Annotated in this window: 18 protein-coding genes; 11 read left to right on the top strand and 7 right to left on the bottom strand. The window is 71.8% G+C overall.

Going from position 1 to position 17,764, the window contains the following annotated elements; genetic code table 11:
• Window positions 1-86 precede the first annotated feature (86 nt).
• Window positions 87-1,340, bottom strand: a complete 1,254-nt coding sequence (locus tag H4W80_RS27350) for a beta-ketoacyl-[acyl-carrier-protein] synthase family protein (protein ID WP_192787704.1) — start codon at window positions 1,338-1,340, stop codon at window positions 87-89.
• Window positions 1,341-1,446: 106 nt separating this feature from the next.
• A complete protein-coding gene (locus H4W80_RS27345; protein WP_192787703.1) occupies window positions 1,447-2,475 on the bottom strand; it encodes a 3-oxoacyl-ACP synthase III family protein in 1,029 nt (342 codons plus the stop codon).
• A 177-nt stretch (window positions 2,476-2,652) separates the two neighbouring features.
• On the opposite strand from H4W80_RS27345, the gene H4W80_RS27340 reads away from it, so the two are divergent.
• Together H4W80_RS27340 and H4W80_RS27335 are read left to right on the top strand one after the other, a co-directional pair.
• Window positions 2,653-2,901 (top strand): acyl carrier protein, encoded by a 249-nt coding sequence (locus tag H4W80_RS27340; protein ID WP_318787079.1) that lies wholly within the window; start codon window positions 2,653-2,655, stop codon window positions 2,899-2,901.
• Between the two features lie 96 nt (window positions 2,902-2,997).
• On the top strand, window positions 2,998-3,276 hold the full coding sequence (locus tag H4W80_RS27335) for a hypothetical protein (RefSeq protein ID WP_192787701.1): 279 nt from the start codon (window positions 2,998-3,000) through the stop codon (window positions 3,274-3,276).
• Between the two features lie 17 nt (window positions 3,277-3,293).
• On the opposite strand, the gene H4W80_RS27330 is transcribed toward H4W80_RS27335, so the two are convergent.
• The 4 genes from H4W80_RS27330 to H4W80_RS27315 form a co-directional block, all read right to left on the bottom strand.
• A complete protein-coding gene (locus H4W80_RS27330; protein ID WP_192793764.1) occupies window positions 3,294-4,007 on the bottom strand; it encodes a GbsR/MarR family transcriptional regulator in 714 nt (237 codons plus the stop codon).
• A gap of 228 nt (window positions 4,008-4,235) precedes the next feature.
• Entirely contained in the window at window positions 4,236-5,378 is a 1,143-nt protein-coding gene (locus tag H4W80_RS63800) for a helix-turn-helix domain-containing protein (RefSeq protein WP_192787700.1), read from the bottom strand.
• On the bottom strand, window positions 5,371-6,141 hold the full coding sequence (locus tag H4W80_RS27320) for a hypothetical protein (RefSeq protein ID WP_192787699.1): 771 nt from the start codon (window positions 6,139-6,141) through the stop codon (window positions 5,371-5,373). The genes H4W80_RS63800 and H4W80_RS27320 overlap by 8 nt, the downstream gene beginning before the upstream one ends.
• Before the next feature lie 173 nt (window positions 6,142-6,314).
• Complete coding sequence (locus H4W80_RS27315; RefSeq protein WP_192787698.1) at window positions 6,315-8,321, bottom strand: CehA/McbA family metallohydrolase; 2,007 nt, start codon at window positions 8,319-8,321, stop codon at window positions 6,315-6,317.
• Between the two features lie 68 nt (window positions 8,322-8,389).
• On the opposite strand from H4W80_RS27315, the gene H4W80_RS27310 reads away from it, so the two are divergent.
• Complete coding sequence (locus tag H4W80_RS27310; RefSeq protein ID WP_192787697.1) at window positions 8,390-9,079, top strand: rhodanese-like domain-containing protein; 690 nt, start codon at window positions 8,390-8,392, stop codon at window positions 9,077-9,079.
• A gap of 6 nt (window positions 9,080-9,085) precedes the next feature.
• On the opposite strand, the gene H4W80_RS27305 is transcribed toward H4W80_RS27310, so the two are convergent.
• Window positions 9,086-9,370 (bottom strand): hypothetical protein, encoded by a 285-nt coding sequence (locus H4W80_RS27305; RefSeq protein WP_192787696.1) that lies wholly within the window; start codon window positions 9,368-9,370, stop codon window positions 9,086-9,088.
• A 94-nt stretch (window positions 9,371-9,464) separates the two neighbouring features.
• On the opposite strand from H4W80_RS27305, the gene H4W80_RS27300 reads away from it, so the two are divergent.
• The 8 genes from H4W80_RS27300 (at window position 9,465) to H4W80_RS27265 (ending at window position 17,761) form a co-directional block, all read left to right on the top strand.
• The gene (locus H4W80_RS27300; protein ID WP_192787695.1) at window positions 9,465-10,118 is read left to right on the top strand and encodes a hypothetical protein; all 654 of its coding nucleotides are present in this window, start codon (window positions 9,465-9,467) and stop codon (window positions 10,116-10,118) included.
• 58 nt (window positions 10,119-10,176) lie between these two features.
• The gene (locus H4W80_RS27295; protein ID WP_192787694.1) at window positions 10,177-10,950 is read left to right on the top strand and encodes an enoyl-CoA hydratase/isomerase family protein; all 774 of its coding nucleotides are present in this window, start codon (window positions 10,177-10,179) and stop codon (window positions 10,948-10,950) included.
• 69 nt (window positions 10,951-11,019) lie between these two features.
• Window positions 11,020-11,394, top strand: a complete 375-nt coding sequence (locus H4W80_RS27290) for a hypothetical protein (protein ID WP_192787693.1) — start codon at window positions 11,020-11,022, stop codon at window positions 11,392-11,394.
• On the top strand, window positions 11,385-12,590 hold the full coding sequence (locus tag H4W80_RS27285) for a DUF6395 domain-containing protein (protein ID WP_192787692.1): 1,206 nt from the start codon (window positions 11,385-11,387) through the stop codon (window positions 12,588-12,590). Before H4W80_RS27290 ends, H4W80_RS27285 begins: the two co-directional genes overlap by 10 nt.
• Before the next feature lie 16 nt (window positions 12,591-12,606).
• On the top strand, window positions 12,607-13,449 hold the full coding sequence (locus H4W80_RS27280; protein WP_192787691.1) for a M55 family metallopeptidase: 843 nt from the start codon (window positions 12,607-12,609) through the stop codon (window positions 13,447-13,449).
• Window positions 13,450-13,548: 99 nt separating this feature from the next.
• Complete coding sequence (locus H4W80_RS27275) at window positions 13,549-15,099, top strand: flavin monoamine oxidase family protein (RefSeq protein ID WP_318787078.1); 1,551 nt, start codon at window positions 13,549-13,551, stop codon at window positions 15,097-15,099.
• A 70-nt stretch (window positions 15,100-15,169) separates the two neighbouring features.
• Window positions 15,170-15,688, top strand: coding sequence for a YbaK/EbsC family protein (locus tag H4W80_RS27270; RefSeq protein WP_225963688.1), 519 nt, complete (start codon window positions 15,170-15,172; stop codon window positions 15,686-15,688).
• A 132-nt stretch (window positions 15,689-15,820) separates the two neighbouring features.
• Window positions 15,821-17,761, top strand: coding sequence for a serine/threonine-protein kinase (locus tag H4W80_RS27265; protein ID WP_192787689.1), 1,941 nt, complete (start codon window positions 15,821-15,823; stop codon window positions 17,759-17,761).
• The last annotated feature ends 3 nt before the right edge of the window (window positions 17,762-17,764 follow it).

Below are 17,764 nucleotides of genomic sequence, written 5' to 3'. Positions count from 1 at the left end.
GTCAACCGCGCTTGATGTCGACCGCTCCGCGGCCTGGCCGATGCCGCCGCGGGCGCCCGTGACCAGGGCGGTCGTGCCCGCCAGTTTCATCGGTCCGCCAGGAGCGGGGTGAAGACGAGGGTCGCGTTGTGCCCTCCGAAGGCGAAGGAGTTGGACAGCACCGGCCCGGGAACGATGGGGCGCGGCGCGGTCACGACGTCGACGGGGCAGGCCGGGTCGCGGCGGTCGAGGTTCGCGGTGGGGTGGACGGTGCGCTCGCTCAGGGTCAGCACGCTGATCACCGCCTCGATGGCGCCCGAGGCCCCCAGGCCGTGGCCGATCACGCTCTTGCTCCCCGTGACGGGCACCGCGTACTCGCCGAACAGCCGCGCGATGGCCCGCGCCTCGATCTCGTCGTTGAGGCGGGTGGAGGTGGCGTGCGCGTTGACGTGGACGACGTCGGCCGCCGCGATCCCGGCGTCGGCCAGCGCATCACGCATGCATCGGTACGCGCCGCCGCCCTCGGGGTCGGGGGCCGTGAGGTGATGGCCGTCGGAGGTCCGGCCGTACCCGCTCAGCTCGGCGTACACGTGGGCGCCCCGGCGCAGCGCGTCCTCCAGCCGTTCCAGCACGAGGAACGCGGCGCCCTCACCCAGCACGAACCCGTCACGGTCGGCGTCGAAGGGCCGGCTGGCGCGCTCGGGCTCCGACGCGCGGCGCGACAGCGCCCCCACCCGCCCGAACCCCACCAGCGCGCCGGCCTGCACCGCCGCCTCCATGCCGCCCGCCAGCACCACGTCCGCCGTCCCGTCGCGGACCAGCCGCATGCCCTCACCGATGGCGTGGCTGCCGGAGGCGCACGCGGTGGCCACCGACATGCTCGGGCCGAGGAACGCGTGCCGGATGCTGAGCTCCGCGGCGGCGGCGTTGTGCATGCTCATGGGGATGTGCAGGGGGCCCGGCCAGGCGCGTCCGCGCTCGTCCAGGGTGCCGAAGGCGAGCGCCTGGGTGGCGACACCGCCGTACCCGGTCCCGGTCACGACGGCCCGCCGCTCGGGCGCCGCCGCCGTCCGGCCCGCATCGGCCAGGGCATCGGTCGCGGCACAGAACGCCATCCGCGTGACCCGGTCCATCCGGCGGGCGTCCCTGGGCTTCACGTAGCCGTCCAGGTCGAGGTCGGGCACCTGGCAGGCGAAGTCCACGGGCAGGCCCTCGGCGTCGAACGAGGTGATCGTACGCGCCGTCGACCGGCCGGCCAGCAGGGCGGCCCACAGCTCCTTGGGATGGGCGCCGGCGGGGGTGCGCACACCCATGCCGGTGACGGCCACCCGGGCGCGCACCGGAGCTCCGCTGGATCGCATGTCCCACATGGAAGCGATCATCGCACGCATAGTCACGAAGAGTAGCGCTACAACTCCGTAGTGTCGCAGCCGTTCACCTCGGCGCCACCAGCACCCACTCCTCGCCTCACCAACGCAGCAGCACGGTGCCTGCGCTGACCCCACTGGCCACCCCCACCAGCGCGACCAGGTCCCCCCGCTGCACCCGGCCCGACTGGACCGCCTGATGCAACTGCACGGGGATCGTGGAGGCGACGAGATTGCCGTGCTCGGCGATGGTCACCACCACCTTCTCCAGCGGGATCCCGACGGCCTCGCAGAAGGTGTGCAAGGACGACAGGGACGCCTGATGCACGCAGATCGCCGCCATGTCCTCCCAGTCGAGCCCGCGCTCGGCCAGCGGAGCCCGCAGCACGGACCGGTCGAGCTTGTGAACCCCGGCGGCCAGCCCCACGGGATCCACGGTGAACGCGCCCACCTGGTAACCGGCCGAGAGGGAACGCGTGACCGGCAGGATGGCGGCGTCCCAGTACGCCGAGCCGGCGCAGAACCGGTGCCCGAGTACCCCGGGCACCGCACTGGCCTCCAGCAGCATGGCCGTCCCCGAGTCGGAGACGGTGTAGGAGGGTCCGGCGGCGGCGAAGTCCGCGTCCGACTCGACCTGCCAGCGGATGACCGGGGTGGCGACCTCCCCGCACACGATGAGGACCGTGCGGTAGCGGCCCGCCGTGATGAGCGTGTCGGCCAGCTCGACCGCGTTCAGAACGCTGTTGCATGCATTGCGTACATCGAATACCGGGCAGCTCGCCCCCAGCTCGGCGGCCACCATGTGCGCGGTGGCGGGCTCGACGGCGTCGACGCTCACCCCGGCGTAGATGATCAGGTCTATGACGGGCGGGACGTGCCCGGTCTGCTCGAGCAGGGTACGGGCGGCGGTCGCGGCCAACCCGGCGGCCGTCTGTTCGGGAGCGGCCACGTGCCGCCGCTCCACGCCGCTGGCCTGCTCGATGACGCCGCGGGGGATGCGCGTGCCCGGATTGCGGGCGGCCAGCAGCGCCTCCAGCTCCGGTGTGGTCAGGCTCTCCTCAGGCAGGTGCACCGCCACCCCGGCCACGTGGGCGTACCGCCTCGGGTTCGGCTCGGACTGCGCGGCCACGCCCATCCCCCCTCAAGATCAGGTGCTGCTCAGGATAGGTACGCGGCCCCGCGGCCACCCGCCGCGACCCTCGAAACTTGATCAACTCCTTAACGGCGGGTTCCGCGTCACGAGTGCCCATTTATCGGGCGGCCGGTCACGCTAAGTGACAAGACCGCTATGAGGAAGGGGCCCGGGGTGAGCGACGAGGAGATCTTGACGGTGGTGCGCGACCGCTGCGCCGGCATCCTGAAGGTCCACCCGAGCCGGGTCACGCTGGACGCGCGGCTTCGCGAGGACCTGGAGGCCGACAGCCTGGACCTCGCCGAACTCCACGTCGCCATGGAGGACACGTGGGGCCCGCTGCCCCGCGAAGCCCTCGCCGGCGTACGCACGATCGCCGACGTACTCGCGCGAGCCCGCCTCCTGGCCGGAACGCGTGCGTGAAGGCACCTTCCCACTGCCCCGCCTCCTGGCCGAGCGCCGTCGCCTCAGCGGAGACAGCGCGACTTCGACCTTCTCGCCAGCCACGAAGGAAACAAGATGTACAAGCACGCTCTGACCGCGACCACCATCGCCGCCGCCCTGCTCTCGGGCCCGTCCGCCACCGCCGACACCCCGCCGATCGTCGGCCAGGAGGGGAGAGCCTGCGTGAACATCCCGGTGACGGCCATCGCTGAGTCCTTCATGGACTTCGTCACCTCGGGCGAACTGACCATTCCCATGGAGAAGATCGCGAGGGGAGACCAGATTTCCTTTGCTGACTTCTTCCGCGGCAACTCGCCGAAGGACGTGACCGTCCTGGAAAGAACACGCTGTTGACGTCCCAGGCACCTCGGTTACTCATGTGGGATCAGAAGGTGCTGCCAGCGTTCGGCTGTCCGGAGGATGTCCTCGCCGGTACGTCGAAGGAATTCGCCCACGAATTCGCAGCGCGCGCCGGCGGGTGTCGCGGCGCCCAGGATGCGTGCCCCGTCGCGGGCGGTCTCGGCCAGCATGAAGTTTCGCTGGGCGCTCGCCAGAAACGACCGGAACCAAAGGGCGTTGTCGACGCTGTACAGCTCGCGACGCGTCCGCGGGTCGCGGTCGCGCCTGATCAGCTCCTGCTCCTCCAGGTAGGTGACGGCGGTGGAGATCGAGGCCGGGCTGACCTGCAGGCGCTGGGCGAGATCCTTGGCCGTGAGCGTGCCGGTGTCGGTGGTGTAGAGGCAGGCCAGGACCCTTGATGCCATCCGCTGCACACCCGTCTGCACCAGGGTCTCGACGAGCCGCTCCGCGAAGTCGCGCATCTCCTCGGGGTCGCGGCCGTACGCCGTGTCGGCGGCCAGGGGCGCCGATGGCGCGGTCTGCTTGCGGCGGCGGGCGCGTCGTTCGGTCGCCTGGTGCGCCCGTTCGGCCCGGTACGCGCCCGGGCCGCCGTTGCGGCTGACCTCCCGGCTGACGGTGGAGGTCGGCCTGGACAGGCGCCGGGCGATCTCGGCGTAGCCGAGCCCTTTCGCCAGACCTGCGGCGATGTCCCGACGGTCCTGCTGGGTCAGCCTGCCTCCCGGCATCGTCACCCGCCTCCTGGCGCTCCTGCCCCCGCCATCTGATGGCCCAATAGTGCCTTCGATCGCATCCCATTGCAATCGCGGCAAGCCCGAGAGTTGCATTCAGTTATAGACCCATTGCAATTCATTGCTCTATCTGCCTGCATAAACAGAGAAGACGCGGCACCTGGCTGATTGGCGGGCATTTGAACGCAACGTAGCTTTTGGTTGACGCTGAACGAGAACTCGCCGCTAGAGGACGAGCTTCAGCGAGGGCCGCTGGTCGGGCAGGCCGATCAGCTCGCGTACGCGGGTGATGGGCCAGGCCAGCTCCCGGGCGAGGGTGGCGGCGGTCAGGTCGCTCTCGCGGGTGGCCAGGTCGAAGGCGTGGGCCAGCAGGACCGGCTGCTCGCCGGGGTAGCCGGAGACGGGCTCGTTGGTGAAGCCCGGCTGGTCGCGCAGGGCGGCCAGGCGCTGGTAGGCGCGGCCGGCGGCGGAGTCGGAGATCTGCCCGGTCTCGCGGCACCGGTAGAGCAGCGAGTCGACCGACACCCCCCACGTCCGCCGCAGCTCGGCGAGCTTGCGCAGGTCGGCCCGCTGGGGCAGCTGCGGCAGGATGCTGTCGCGCGGCGTGAGGAACTCGGCCGCGAACGCGTCGGCCTCGCGCTCCTGGTGGCTGTCGCCGGCCGCCGTGTCGCCGTGCAGGACGAGGTGGCCCAGCTCGTGGGCGGCGGTGAAGCGGTGGCGGTAGATGTCGTCGAACCGGTTGGGGGTCAGCACGACGATCGGCCGCGGCAGGCTGGAGGTGGAGAACGCGTCGACGGTGACCGCGTCGGGGTCGTGGCGGGGGAAGGCGACGACGATGCCGTGGGACTCCATGTGGCGGACGAGGTGGCTGACCGGGCCGGTGCCCAGCCCCCAGTGGGCGCGCAGCGCGCGGGCCGCGCCCGCCGGGTCGCGCGGCAGCGAGGAGTGCATCTCCCCGCCCGCGAACCCGGGCAGATCGACGGCCGGCAGCTGGACCCGCTTCTCCAGCGCGTACGTCAGCTCCCACACCTGCTCGACGAAGGCCACGGCCTTGGCCCGCTGGTAGGCCCGGGTGGAGCGCAGGCTGCGGAAGTGGGCCATGGAGCCGTCGAGCTTGCCGTGCGGCCGTCCGGGCAGGAAGAACGCCATCGGCACGGCCAGCGCCTCGGCCAGCAGCGGGACCAGGTCGGGGCGCGGCCGGGTGACGCCCGACTCGTACTGTCCGACCGCGGCGGGGGAGACGCCGAGGAGCTCGGCCACCTCCTTCTTGGTGAGCGCGGCCAGGTGGCGGGCCTGGGTGAGGCGGGTGGCGTCGAACGCGTCGGCGACGGCCTGGGGGGTCGGCGCGCCGGTCTTGAACTCACTCACCGCCGGCGGCTTCTGCCCTGGTGATCGGTACGGCTTCGCTGACGGGCGCCGTGAGCCGCCCGGCCCCGGTGCGGGGGTTGAGCGCCGGGGTGGGCAGGGCGCCCTGGTCGAACGCGGGCTGCTGCGCCCCGGCCTGCCCGGCCTGCCCGGCCGCCGCCGCGTCCTGGGCCAGGGGGATCGGCTCGCACACGTGCCAGCGCAGGCTGCCGGTGCGGTCGAGCAGCTCGGCCTCGCCCCACCAGACGTCGAGCAGCCCCGCGTGCGCGTTGCAGGCGTAGGCGATCAGCACCAGGCTCGTGTCGTCGGGCAGGCCGGACAGCGCCTCGGCCACCGGCACCGCCTGCGGCGCGAGGTCGTGCAGCGCGAGCTGCCGCATCCGCGGCTCGGGCCCGAACCGGTTGAACAGCGCCTGCACCAGCGCCGACGGCCGGCCCTCGCCGACGCGCGCGCTCATCACGCTGATCGAGCGGTCCTTGGCATAGCGGAACGGGAACAGCAGCTTGCCGTCGAGCACCACCAGCTCGTGGGGAGACCCGGCGGGCTTGATGATGCGCACGTCGCCCATGTCCTCGAACGCCTCGGCCAGCGCCTCGAACTTGCGCGACATGAGCGTGAAGCCGAACGGATGCGTGTGCTCGGTCTGCGCGGCCGTCTGGGCGTCGCGGGCGTTGTCGAGCGCGACCGACAGCGCCTCGGCGATCGCCTGTCTGATCGCCGGCACCCGCTGCCCGAACGTGTCGCGGGCCCACTGCGACTCCAGCATGCGCCGACCTCCGAACGCCTCGCCCGGCGGCGACCGGGGACCGGAGCCGCTTCAGTTTCCAACATCATAGACCCGCCATGACTTCACGAAGCCACTCCACCGGCACGCGTGTCGCCCGCTCCTGTGACTGCTGTGCTCTCGCGGGACAACGACGGGAAGAGTAAGAACAGCTCTTAGGGGAGTCGCCCGCGGTAGACGGCCCTGGCGCGCTCGTACAGCTCCAGGTGGTCGTCGAGCTGGGCGGGCGTCTCGAACGTGCCGTACCGCCGCAGCAGGACCTCCAGCCGGTCCAGCCACGCCAGGCACCAGCGCACGTCCGCCTCCCTGGCCACGTGCCCACCGGCGACGTCCACGTACACGGGGCTGGTGTGCGCGTACGCCCCCGACCGGTGCGTGGTGCGCGGGTGAGGCCCGCCCGAGGCCACCGCGACCACGTACGTCGGCTCGCCCGCCGTCATCGACGCGACCAGCCGCCCGGGCGGCCCCTGCGCCAGGACGCCGTCGGCGGTGCGGATCTCCAGCGACTCCACCTCGGGCCCGATCGAGGAGACCACGATCTCCACCCGCTGCCCGGGCGCCAGCTCCAGCGTGTCGCCCGGCCCGTGGCCGTTCACGGTCAGCTCCAGCCACGGCCCGGTGGTGGCGAACGTGCGGCCGAGCAGGATCGCCTCGGCGTAGGACTCGGCGGTGAGCGGGCCGGCGACGTTCGCGTAGACCCGCTCCCACCCCGGCGGGCTGGACGCGGTGCCGCGGCGGCAGAAGGACAGCACGGCGTCGGTGCCCGCGGTGACCGTGAGCCGGTTGCCCGCGCCGATCAGGCGGCGGTAGACGGCGGCGGTGGCGGCGATCGAGGAGTGGTTGAGCACGTCGAGCGTGTCGATCAGGCCGAGCGCGGCGTCGGCGACGATCTCCCTGGCCGAGCAGTTGCGCCCGCTGTTGAGCACCACGTCGGGCGGGTCGTCGTCGGAGAACGCCGTGTGGAACGGGTGTCCGTACCCCGTCACCCCGCCGAGCCCGCGCAGCTCCTCCAGCGCGACCGCGTTGGGCGGCCAGTCGACCGTGCCCTCGAACCCCGCGTGGTAGCGCCGCGGCGGCTCCCGCAGGCCGAACGCGGTCAGGTGGCCGACGACGTCGTTGCGGTACTCGACGCCGAGCCTGGCCAGGTGCCGCTCGTCGGACCAGGGCAGGTCCTTGCCCACCCAGTGCTCCAGCGCCTCGACGTCGTAGACGCGCCCGCTCGCGACGTTGCCCGCCACGAGGTTGAGCACGTGCAGGTCCTCGCCGTGCTGCGCCGCCGCGGCCAGCTCGGGCGCGGCGGGCTCCTCGCCCATCCAGTTGAGGTGAACGTGCAGGTCGCCGCCGTACCAGCCGCGGGCCGCCGCGTCGTACAGGCGCTCAGGGGCCAGCTCGACCAGCGTCTCCGCGCCCGCCTCCGGGATGATCACGACCTCGGACGTGGTGTACTCCATGCCCCTGGCCACCGCCACCGTGACCGGCTCGGCGGGCACCGCGATCACGAGGTCGTCGCCGTGGAAGAACGGCCTGCGGTGGACGTCCATCTTGGGTGGGGCGCCCTCGGGGTACCAGCCCTGCCCGTTCGCGCCCATCACGCTCCACCGGCACGGGAACCCCGCCCGCACCCTGATCGTGGCCGCCTCCGCCCGCCTGCGCAGCGGCGACAGGTCCACGGGCTCCCCGCCGACGCTGACCTCCCGCTCCAGGCCGGCCACGCGGGCGCCATGGGGCGGCACCTCGTACGGCGTGCCGTCCACGACGACCGTGACCGGCTCGTCCGCGCTGGAGTCGAGGAGCAGCGACGTACGGAAGGGCCCGTCGTCCAGCACGACCCGGGTGACGGCCTCCAGCGCGAAGCCCTCGGGGGTGAGGCGCAGCGCGGCCAGGTTGTCCAGCACGTCGCCCGCCAGCGCGTCGCGCAGTGCCAGCTCGGGGTCCGTCTCGTCGAGGTGGTCCTCGGCCTCCTCCGGGGGATAGCGCCCGGCGAGCTGCCGTAGCGCCGCCTCCCAGTAGCTGTGGCGACGGTCGAGGAAGACGGTGGCCCAGGCCTGGACGACGTACGTGATGGGCGGTTCGCCCCAGCAGGGGCCGTGCGTGTCACGAAGCTCGCGATAGTCGGCGAGCGCGCGGGCCACGGGGGCGGGCAACAGCGGATCGTCACACATCGGGCACTCCCTGAATAGGACGCCCCGTCATAGTGACACAAATCACCGTCTGGGGGCAGGAGGACCTCATGACGAACATCATCGATCGCGAAGCCGTGCGGGACCTGGTCGCCGACCGGCGGGCCCAGCTCGTGGAGGTGCTGCCGGAGAAGGAGTACACGTGGGCGCACCTGCCCGAGGCCGTGCACCTGCCGCTCGCCGCCATGCGCACGTCCGCCGGCGAGCTGGATCCGGGGCGGCCGGTCGTCGTCTACTGCCACGACTGGCTCTGCGACCTGAGCCCGCGGGCCGCCCACCGGCTCGACCACCTCGGGTTCGAGGACGTGTACGACTACCGGCAGGGCAAGATGGACTGGCTCTCCGCGGACCTGCCCTACGAGGGCACGGCCACGCTGGTGTCGCGGTACCTGCGCCGCGACCCCGTGCGGGCCGCCCTCGGCGACCCGCTGGACGAGATCACCGAGCGCATCATCGCCGACCCGGCCGGGCTGGCGGTCGTCGTGGACGACGACGACGTGGTCCAGGGCGTCATCGGCTCGCGCGAGCTCAAGGGCGCCGATCTGGACGGCGTCGCCGAGCGGGCCATGCGGCCGGGCGTGACCACCGTACGGCCGAGCGAGGAGCTCGAACCGCTGGTCCGGCGCATGGACCGGGCCAAGGTGGACCACGTCGTCGTCACCCGGGTGGACGGGACGCTGGTGGGCCTGTTCGGGCTGGGCGACGTGCGCCCGCCCGAGACCGGACCCGATTTCGGCTAGGCCCCGTCAGGCCCGCCGACCCAGCCGGAACATCGGCTGCCCCGGCGCGCCCGGCTGCGCGTCGAGCGCCTTGTCGTCGAGGATCTCGACCACGTCCTCGGCGACGAAGACGCGGACGTTCTCCTTCTCGACGACCTGGTCACCCGCTTCCGGCGTGCTCGTCAGCGAGAGCTCCAGCGTTCCCGCCTCGTCGGGCTTCGGGGAGATGCGCAGGCCCGCCTCGGCGGGCACGTCCTCTCCGACCATCAGATCGCGGATCGCCTCGACGGCGTTGTCAGTCAAGGTCAGCACGGCTAGCTCCTTCGCAGTCGCCAACCCTCCGCCTCCCCAGCGACCCCCACCCCAAACCCGGCATGTCACGACACGCCCCGGGTAGCGGGCGGGCATGGGTAAGACCGAGAAGGCCGTCGTGGACGTGCTGCTCGACCGGTACGGCCGGACCTTCGCCCGCGAGGCCGGCATCAGACTCGCCGACCGGCCCAAGCCCCTCTACCAGCTGCTCGTCCTGGCCACGTTGCTCAGCGCGCGCATCTCGGCCGAGGTCGCCGTCGCGGGCGCCAGGGAGCTGTTCGAGGCGGGGTACGGCACGCCGAAGGCCATGCGGGAGGCGAGCTGGCAGGACCGGGTGGACGCGCTGGACCGCGGCCACTACGTCCGCTACGACGAACGCACCTCGACGATGCTGGGCAGGGGCGCCGACCTGCTCCTCGACCGCTGGAAGGGCGACCTGCGCCGCCTGCGCGAGGAGGCCGGCGGCGACGACCGCAGGATCGCGGCGCTGCTGACGGAGTTCCCGGGCATCGGCCCGACGGGGGCCGACATCTTCCTGCGCGAGGTCCAGGCCGTGTGGCCCCAGGTCGCGCCGCACCTGGACCAGCGGGTGCTGGAGGGCGCGGGCAAGCTCGGGCTGCCCCGCCAGGCGCGCCCGCTGGCCGAGCTGGCCCACTCCGGCGACGAGCTGGCCCGGCTGTCGGCGGCGCTCGTCCGCGCCTCCCGGAGCAGGAAGACGGTGGACGAGGTGATCTCCGCCGCCCGCTGACCGTGTCCGCCACCGTGGCTGCCATGGACGATCGCGATCACTCTGTTAGGTTCGGCTCATGGGTGAGTTTGTGAGCGTCGAGGTGGCCGACCAGATCGCCACGATCCGTCTTGACCGTCCGAAGATGAACGCCCTCAACATGCAGGTCCAGCGGGAGATCGTCGAGGCGGCCCGCGAGGTGGACGCCGACCCGCAGGTGCAGGCCGTGATCGTCTACGGCGGTGAGAAGGTCTTCGCCGCGGGCGTGGACATCAAGGAAATGGCCGACATGTCCTACGCCGACATGGCCGCCCACTCCCGTACGCTCCAGGCCTGCTTCACCGAGGTCGCGCGGATCGGCAAGCCGGTCATCGCCGCGATCACCGGCTACGCGCTGGGCGGCGGCTGCGAGCTCGCCCTCTGCGCCGACTTCAGGGTCGCGGGCGAGTCGGCCAAGCTGGGCCAGCCGGAGATCCTGCTCGGCCTCATCCCCGGCGCGGGCGGCACCCAGCGCCTGCCCCGCCTGATCGGCCCGGCGCGGGCCAAGGACCTGATCTTCACGGGCCGCCACGTGCCCGCCGCCGAGGCCCTCGACCTGGGCCTGGTGGACCGGGTGGTGCCCGACGAGCAGGTCTACACGGCCGCGCTGGAGTGGGCCGCCACGTTCGTCGGCGGCCCGTCGGTCGCGCTCCGCGCCGCCAAGCAAGCGGTCGATCGAGGTCTGGAGGCCGACCTCGACACGGGGCTCGAGATCGAGCGCCTGCAGTTCTCCGGGCTGTTCGCCACGGACGACGCCAAGCTCGGGATGCGGGCCTTCACGGAAAAGGCCAAGCCCAAGTTCACCGGCCGCTGAAAAGGGAAAGTCGACCCATTCGAACGGCTCGTCCTATCGCGCGCGGGTTTGCCAGTATGGTGGCGTTTCATGATGCGCGTCCTGGTCCCTGCGCGGCTCCGGAAGGCCGTGCGTACGTGGTTCGACTCCCGCTACATCTCCATTTCCGACCACCGTCAGGACATCAGGGACGCGCTCTGGGAGGTCCAGACGCTCCGGCGGGAAATGGCCACCCTCCAGAGCGAGGTGGAGCGGCTCAGGAACGCCCGCCCGACAGTGACCGGGACCGGCTCCGGGATCGGCAAGGCCGACAAGGCGAAGCTCGACGACACCCACCGGCTCGCCCAGGAGACGGCGAAGGCCCTGGACGGCGTGCTCCAGAACGAGGTCCTGGTCTGGCAGGCCATCGACGACCTCCGCGCCGGCCGCGCCTCCGGGCAACCGGGGGAGCAGCCGTGCGCGTGACCTGGACCGGCACGAGCCTGACCTTCCGCCTCGACGCGGAGGACGAGATCACGGGCAAGGCCTCCGACGAGCACCCCATCAAGCTGGCCATCAACTCCTGCTCCGTCGGCGGCGTCCCCGGCGACGCCCACCCGGACCTCTTCGCCGTCGCCGCCTGGACGGTCGTGGCGCCGTGGACGAGGAAGCGCATCTCCTTCGACCGCGCCATCTCGGCGGACCTCGCCGAAGCCCTGCACTCCGGGTGGGGCGTCGAGGCCGGGCCGGTGGGGGCCGAGCCGCGCCGTCCGGGGGCCCGGCTCGCGATCTCCTACAGCGGCGGCGCGGACTCCGTGGCGGCGGCCACCGTCTACCCGCAGGCGCCGTTCGTGCACTTCCGCCGGGTGCCGCACCCGCGCGTCCCCAACCGCTGGTCCCACTACCGGTCGGACGTCCTGGCCAAGCTCGCCGCCAAGACAGGGCGCGAGCTGAGCACGGTCACCTCCGACCTCGAGTTCACCCTGGCCGAGCCGCGCCCCGGCTACCCGGAGCACCACGCGGTCGCGGCCGGCGCGCTGCTGCTCGCCGACCAGCTCGACCTCGGCGGGCTGGGCTTCGGCTACGAGCTCGGCTCGCGCTGGCTCGGCGGAGGCCGCTACCTGTGGCGCTACACGCCCGACAACCCCATGTGGTCGCCGCACGGCAGGTGGGGCCGGCTGTTCGCGGCCGCCGGCGTGCACATCGTGCTCCCCGTCGGCGGGGTGAGCGAGGCCACCACGATGCGCCTGGCCCTGGGGTCCGACCTCAAGGACTACGTGCGCTGGTGCCTGCGCGGCACCGACGGCCCGTGCCGTACCTGCGGCAAGTGCCTCTACAAGGAGCTCATCCAGGCGGCCGTCGAGCGCCGCCCCCTCGACACCCCCATCACCGCCGACCGCCCCGTCGCGCAGAAGTACCTCAAGAAGCCGCCGTACGGGGGGCAGGAGATGATCGAGTACGGGTTCGCCCGCGTCCCCGGCATCGAGAACACGCTCTTCGCCAAGGCCCTCGACTACTTCGACGTCTCGGAGGAGTCGACGGCCTGGCTGGACCACTGCTACCCGCGGGCCCTGGCCGAGATCCCGGCACAGTGGCGCGAGGAGGCCACGGCGTTCGTCGAGAAGCACGTGGGGCTCATGACGGAGGACGAGGTCCGCCGGGTGGAGACATGGGGCGCCTGATGAGGAGTGGGAACGCGTGAAGGTTTATCTGTCCGTCGACATGGAGGGCGTGACGGGGCTGACCGACCCCGAGGAGATGCACGCCGGCAAACGCGGGTACGAGCGCGGCTGCGAGCTGATGACGGCCGACGCGAACGCCGCCATCGAGGGGGCCTTCGCCGCCGGGGCGGCCAGCGTGCTGGTCAACGACGCCCACGGCTCCACCAAGAACCTCCGGATCGACCTGCTCGACCCGCGCGCCAGCCTCATCCGCGGCCCGGGCAAGGCGCAGCGGATGGCCCAGGGGCTCGACAGCTCGTTCCAGGCGGCGTGCTTCGTCGGCTACCACGCCCGCGCCGGCGTGCCGCACGGCGTGCTCAACCACACCTGGATGGGCAAGGAGATCCAGAACGTCTACCTCAACGGCGAGCTGTGCGGCGAGACCCGGCTCGTGGCGGCGTGCGCCGGGTTCCACGGGGTGCCGGTCGTGCTGGTGGCCGGGGACGAGGCCGTCGGGGAAGAGGCGCGCGAGGTGCTCGGCGACGTCGAGACGGTCGCGGTGAAGAAGGGGATCGACAAGTTCTCCGCCGAGTTGCTGCCGCCGAGCGTCGCGCAGGCCAGGATCCGTGAGGCGACGGTCCGTGCGCTCAACCGGTTGAGCGACTTCACGCCTTATGCGGTGGCTGCGCCGTACACGCTCGGGGTGGAGTGGAACTCCACCGCCATCGCGGCGGCCGTGGCGCTGATCCCGGGCGTGAAGTCGGTGGGGCCGCGGCACATCGAGTTCACGACGGACGACTTCGCGCAGGTCATGGCCCTGTTCGGCATCTTCGCCACCATCGGCGGCCAGATCGCCTGCGGCAGCGGCCCGTACGGCTGACCCTGGCGTTCCACGGATCTCCGGCGTCTGGAATGCGGTGATCTGCGGCCGGGTGTACGGTGCGGAGCGGTTTTGTGGAGCGCGGAGGGAGACGGCGGCGTGGAGGGTGCGGCGCTGACCCGGCGGGGGCTGCTCGTCGGGATCGGGGCGGTGGGCGGCGCGGGCGCCATGTACGCCGCCATGGGCGCCCTCGGCCTGGCGCCGTCCGAGCAGGACAAGCAGTTCGCCGCCCCCAGGCCGGGCGACTTCAGCCTGAGCGGCAAGGGGGCGGCGAAGGTCGTGATCCTCGGCGCCGGGGTGGCGGGGCTGACGGCCGCGTACGAGCTGGGCAAGGCCGGATACGACTGCACGCTCCTGGAGGCCAGGGAGAAGGCCGGCGGGCGGAACCTCACGTTGCGCGGCGGCGACCGCCTGGCCGAGCTGAACGGGCCCGCCCAGGACGTGAGGTTCGGCGAGGGCGTCTACTTCAACGCGGGCCCCGGCCGGATCGCCCCCTGGATGGTCACCCTCGACTACTGCCGCGAGCTGGGCATCCCCATCGAGACCTTCGTCAACAACAACGCCGCCGCCTACGTGAACACCAACGGCCGGACGGTGCGGGCGCGCACCGCCCGAGCCGACATGTACGGCTATATCGCGGAATTATTGGCGAAAGCGACAAATGTCGGCGCGCTGGACCGGGCCATCAGCAAGGCCGACCAGGAGACGCTGCTCGAATTCCTCCGGAGATTCGGTGACCTGGGCCCGAAGCACCGATACGAAGGCTCCGAGCGCCGCGGTTTCACGAAATATCCGGCAATCGACACCGGCACTCCCCTCGACGCCCCGGGCACCCTCCACCAGGTCCTCGCCGCCGGCACCGGCCGCGCCATCACCAACGACTTCGGCTACGAACAGGCCACCCCCATGTTCCAGCCCGTCGGCGGCATGGACGCCATCGTCACCAAGCTGACGGAGGCGGTCGGCCGCGACCGGATCAGGACCGGCGCCAAGGTCACCAAGATCACCAACCTGGCGGACGGCGTGGAGGTCGCCTGGGAGGGCGGCGGCCTCAAGGCCGACTACTGCATCGCCGCCCTGCCGCCCCACATCCTCGCCAAGATCCCGCACAACCTCGGCGCCCAGGTCACCACCGCGCTCGGCACCCCGATCCCGGTCGCCGCCGGCAAGATCGGCCTGGAGTACGGCCGCCGCTGGTGGGAGCTGGAGGACCGCATCTACGGCGGCGTGACCGAGACCGACCTGGACATCACCCACATCTGGTACCCCTCCCACGGCTACCACTCCGAGCGCGGCGTCCTCGTCGGCTACTACAACACCGAGCGGAACGCCGAGTTGTACGCGGCCCTCGCCCCCGAGGACAGAAGGCGCAGGGCGCTCACCCAGGGCAAGAAGATCCACGGCGACAAATACCGACAGAACCTTCTGTCCAGCGTCTCCATCGCCTGGGACCGCCAGCCGCACATCCAGGGAGGCTGGGTGCGCTGGCCCGACTTTGATTCGTCCTTCACTTTTCTGCAACGCCCCGCCGGAAGGGTTTACTTCGCGGGCGACTGGCTCACCCATCTGATCGCATGGCAGGCGGGGGCCATGGAGTCCGCCCGCAGTGTCGTCACCCAGCTGCACCAGCGAGTGCTGCAGTCCGCCTGACGCCGCTCGCCACCCCCGCGGCCACCGTAGGCTCCTGGGAGAAGCGATCTGCGGAGATAAAATCGAGGAGATGGGGATGGCGTTGCACTGGGTGCCCGCCAACGACCGGACCGACCTGCTGGCCGACCCGGTCGCGCTCGCCGTGCCGGAGCTGGAGGGCGTCGAAGTGGCCGAGATCGACCCTGAGCTGGCCGACACGGCGGCGTTCTGCGAGCGGTATGGCGTGACGCTCGACGAGTCGGCCAACTGCGTGGTCGTCGCGGCCAAGCGCGGCGGCGAGACGCGCTACGTCGCCTGCATGGTGCTCGCGACGATGCGGGTGGACGTCAACGGAGTCGTCCGCCGCCACCTCGACGCCCGCAAGGCGAGCTTCGCGCCGATGGCCGACGCGGTCGAGCTGACCGGGATGGAGTACGGCGGCATCACCCCGCTGGGCCTGCCCGCCGACTGGCCCGTCCTGGTGGACACGCACGTCGCCGAGCATCCCAGAGTGGTGATCGGGAGCGGCGTGCGCAGGTCGAAACTGGCCGTGTCCGGTGCCACGCTGGCCGGGCTGAAGAGCGCCGAGGTTCTGCCGCTGGCCGGTTGAGGGGAAACTGAAGCCGATTCGAGACCGTTGGATGGGAAACCGATGGCCCCTTTCTGGACGTTGTACGAGTGGGAATGTGGCCTCATGGTTCATCTCGTGGGCGGGGATTAAGCCGGTATGGTGCTTCATGCCATGAACGATGACCGACTAGGCCCTTACCGGCTGCTCAGGCGGCTCGGTGAAGGCGGGATGGGCGTTGTCCACCTCGCTGTCGACCCGCAGGGTCGGCAGGTGGCGGTCAAGGTCCTGCGCGGCGAGGTCGCCGGCGACGAGGTCGCCAGGCGGCGGCTTTCGCGCGAGGTCGAGACGATGCGGCGCGTGCGGAGCAAATACATCGCCGAGGTGCTCGACGCCGATGTCACCGGTCATCGCCCGTACATCGTCACCCGTTACGTCCCCGGCCGTCCCCTCGACGAGATCGTCAAGGACGACGGGCCCCTCGACCTGCCCTCGCTGGTCAAGCTCGCGCACGGGGTGGCCGCCGCGCTGTCCTCCGTGCACTCGGTGGGCGTGATCCACCGCGACCTCAAGCCCGGAAACGTGCTGATCCTCGACGGCGAGCCCGTCCTGATCGACTTCGGCATCGCCCAGGCGGTCGACGCGACCCGGCTGACGCAGACCGGCATGTTCATCGGCACGCCCGGCTACCTCGCGCCCGAGATCATCGAGGGCCAGGAGGCGGGGCCGGAGGTCGACGTGCACGCGTGGGCGGGCACGCTGCTGTTCGCCTCCACCGGCCAGCCGCCCTTCGGCAAGGGCACGCTGGAGATGATCTTCTACAACATCACCGCCGGCAAGGCCGACGTGAGCGCCGCCCCGGCGACGTTGCAGCCGCTGCTGAAGGCCGCGTTCCAGCGCAACCCGAACAAGCGCCCCAAGGCGGCCGAGCTGGCCGAGCAGACCGCCCGGATGCTCCCGAAGACGCCGAGCACCGTGCCCGACGAGATCTCGACCGTTCCGCGGCCGACCGAGCCCCCGCGCGTGCAGGACAAGCCGTCGTACGACATCTCCACGCCGCCGGTGACGCCCAGGAGCCTGCTGGAGTCCCAGGAGCAGGCCGCCGCGCCGCCCCAGGACCAGCAGTACGTCTCGCTCCTGCCCAACCAGCCGGACCCGTGGCCGACCCGCAGGGTGACGCCGGAGGAGCTGCGGCGCATCCAGCGCGAGAGCGGCCTGACCCCGCCGCCCTGGCAGCCGCAGCAGCCGGTCAACAACCACGGCCTCGTGGCCCCGCCAGGTGAGGGCGACGTGCCCACCCGGCGGGTCCGCCCCGACTCGCCCGACTACGGGCGCATCCACACGCCGGTCCCGAACGCCCAGGTGCCGAGCGCGGGTCCCGACGTGCCCGACTACGCGCGGCCCGCGCCGAGCCCGCTCCAGCCGCCCCCGTACATCCCGCCGCAGTACCCGCAGCCCGACCCGAGCACCAAGCGGGAGCCGTACATCCCGTCGGTCCCGCCGGGCAAGATGCTGCAGCGGTCGAAGGCGTACGGCGTGGCCGGCGCGATGCTGCTCATCGTGATGATCGTGGCGGCCGTGCTCGCTCCCGTGCTGGTCGCGGTCGTGGCGATCCCGGCCGCGATCCTGCTGCGCGCGGCCGACCTGGCCCAGCCGCAGCTGACCGCCCGCAGGGCCGCGGGGGCCGCGGCGCTCGACGTGGTCAGGGTGTTCGCCTTTCCCCAGGCGCTGGCCAAGTCGGTGGGCATCACGCTGGCGCTCGTGCTCTACGCGCTCATCCTGGGCCTGCCGGTGACGCTGCTGCTCACCGTGGTGGCTCGGATGGACCCGTCCAACGCCCTGGCCTGGGGCGCCGCGGTCGCGTTGTGGACCGTCTGCGCGGGCCCTGGAGTGGAGGGTCCTGGCAAACAGATGCGCAGAACGCTCTCATCGCTCGTACCCTCGAGGGCAGCGGCGATGGTGATGGCGGGGGCTCTGGCGGTGGCCGCCGCGCTCTCGCTGATCCTCGCCGCCGGCACGTTCGGGGACAAGCCAAAGGGGGCCGTATGGACTCCGCTGAACGTCAATCCAGTGGTCAGACAGCTAGACGGGCTGAGGGGGAATCCCGGGGGATGATGC

This window comes from Nonomuraea angiospora (assembly GCF_014873145.1).
Taxonomy (GTDB): Bacteria; Actinomycetota; Actinomycetes; order Streptosporangiales; family Streptosporangiaceae; genus Nonomuraea; species Nonomuraea angiospora.
The sequence above is the reverse complement of the archived record's forward strand: the minus strand, read 5'-3'. Positions and strand labels throughout refer to the sequence as shown.

Coding starts and splice junctions, on each gene's coding strand:
- H4W80_RS27295 (WP_192787694.1), top strand. CDS start 10,177: ATGGGTGAGTTTGTGAGCGTCGAGGTGGCCGACCAGATCGCCACGATC.
- H4W80_RS27270 (WP_225963688.1), top strand. CDS start 15,170: ATGGGGATGGCGTTGCACTGGGTGCCCGCCAACGACCGGACCGACCTG.
- H4W80_RS27300 (WP_192787695.1), top strand. CDS start 9,465: ATGGGTAAGACCGAGAAGGCCGTCGTGGACGTGCTGCTCGACCGGTAC.
- H4W80_RS27265 (WP_192787689.1), top strand. CDS start 15,821: ATGAACGATGACCGACTAGGCCCTTACCGGCTGCTCAGGCGGCTCGGT.
- H4W80_RS27310 (WP_192787697.1), top strand. CDS start 8,390: ATGACGAACATCATCGATCGCGAAGCCGTGCGGGACCTGGTCGCCGAC.
- H4W80_RS27335 (WP_192787701.1), top strand. CDS start 2,998: ATGTACAAGCACGCTCTGACCGCGACCACCATCGCCGCCGCCCTGCTC.
- H4W80_RS27350 (WP_192787704.1), bottom strand. CDS start 1,340: ATGCGATCCAGCGGAGCTCCGGTGCGCGCCCGGGTGGCCGTCACCGGC.
- H4W80_RS27290 (WP_192787693.1), top strand. CDS start 11,020: ATGATGCGCGTCCTGGTCCCTGCGCGGCTCCGGAAGGCCGTGCGTACG.
- H4W80_RS27320 (WP_192787699.1), bottom strand. CDS start 6,141: ATGCTGGAGTCGCAGTGGGCCCGCGACACGTTCGGGCAGCGGGTGCCG.
- H4W80_RS27315 (WP_192787698.1), bottom strand. CDS start 8,321: ATGTGTGACGATCCGCTGTTGCCCGCCCCCGTGGCCCGCGCGCTCGCC.
- H4W80_RS27330 (WP_192793764.1), bottom strand. CDS start 4,007: ATGCCGGGAGGCAGGCTGACCCAGCAGGACCGTCGGGACATCGCCGCA.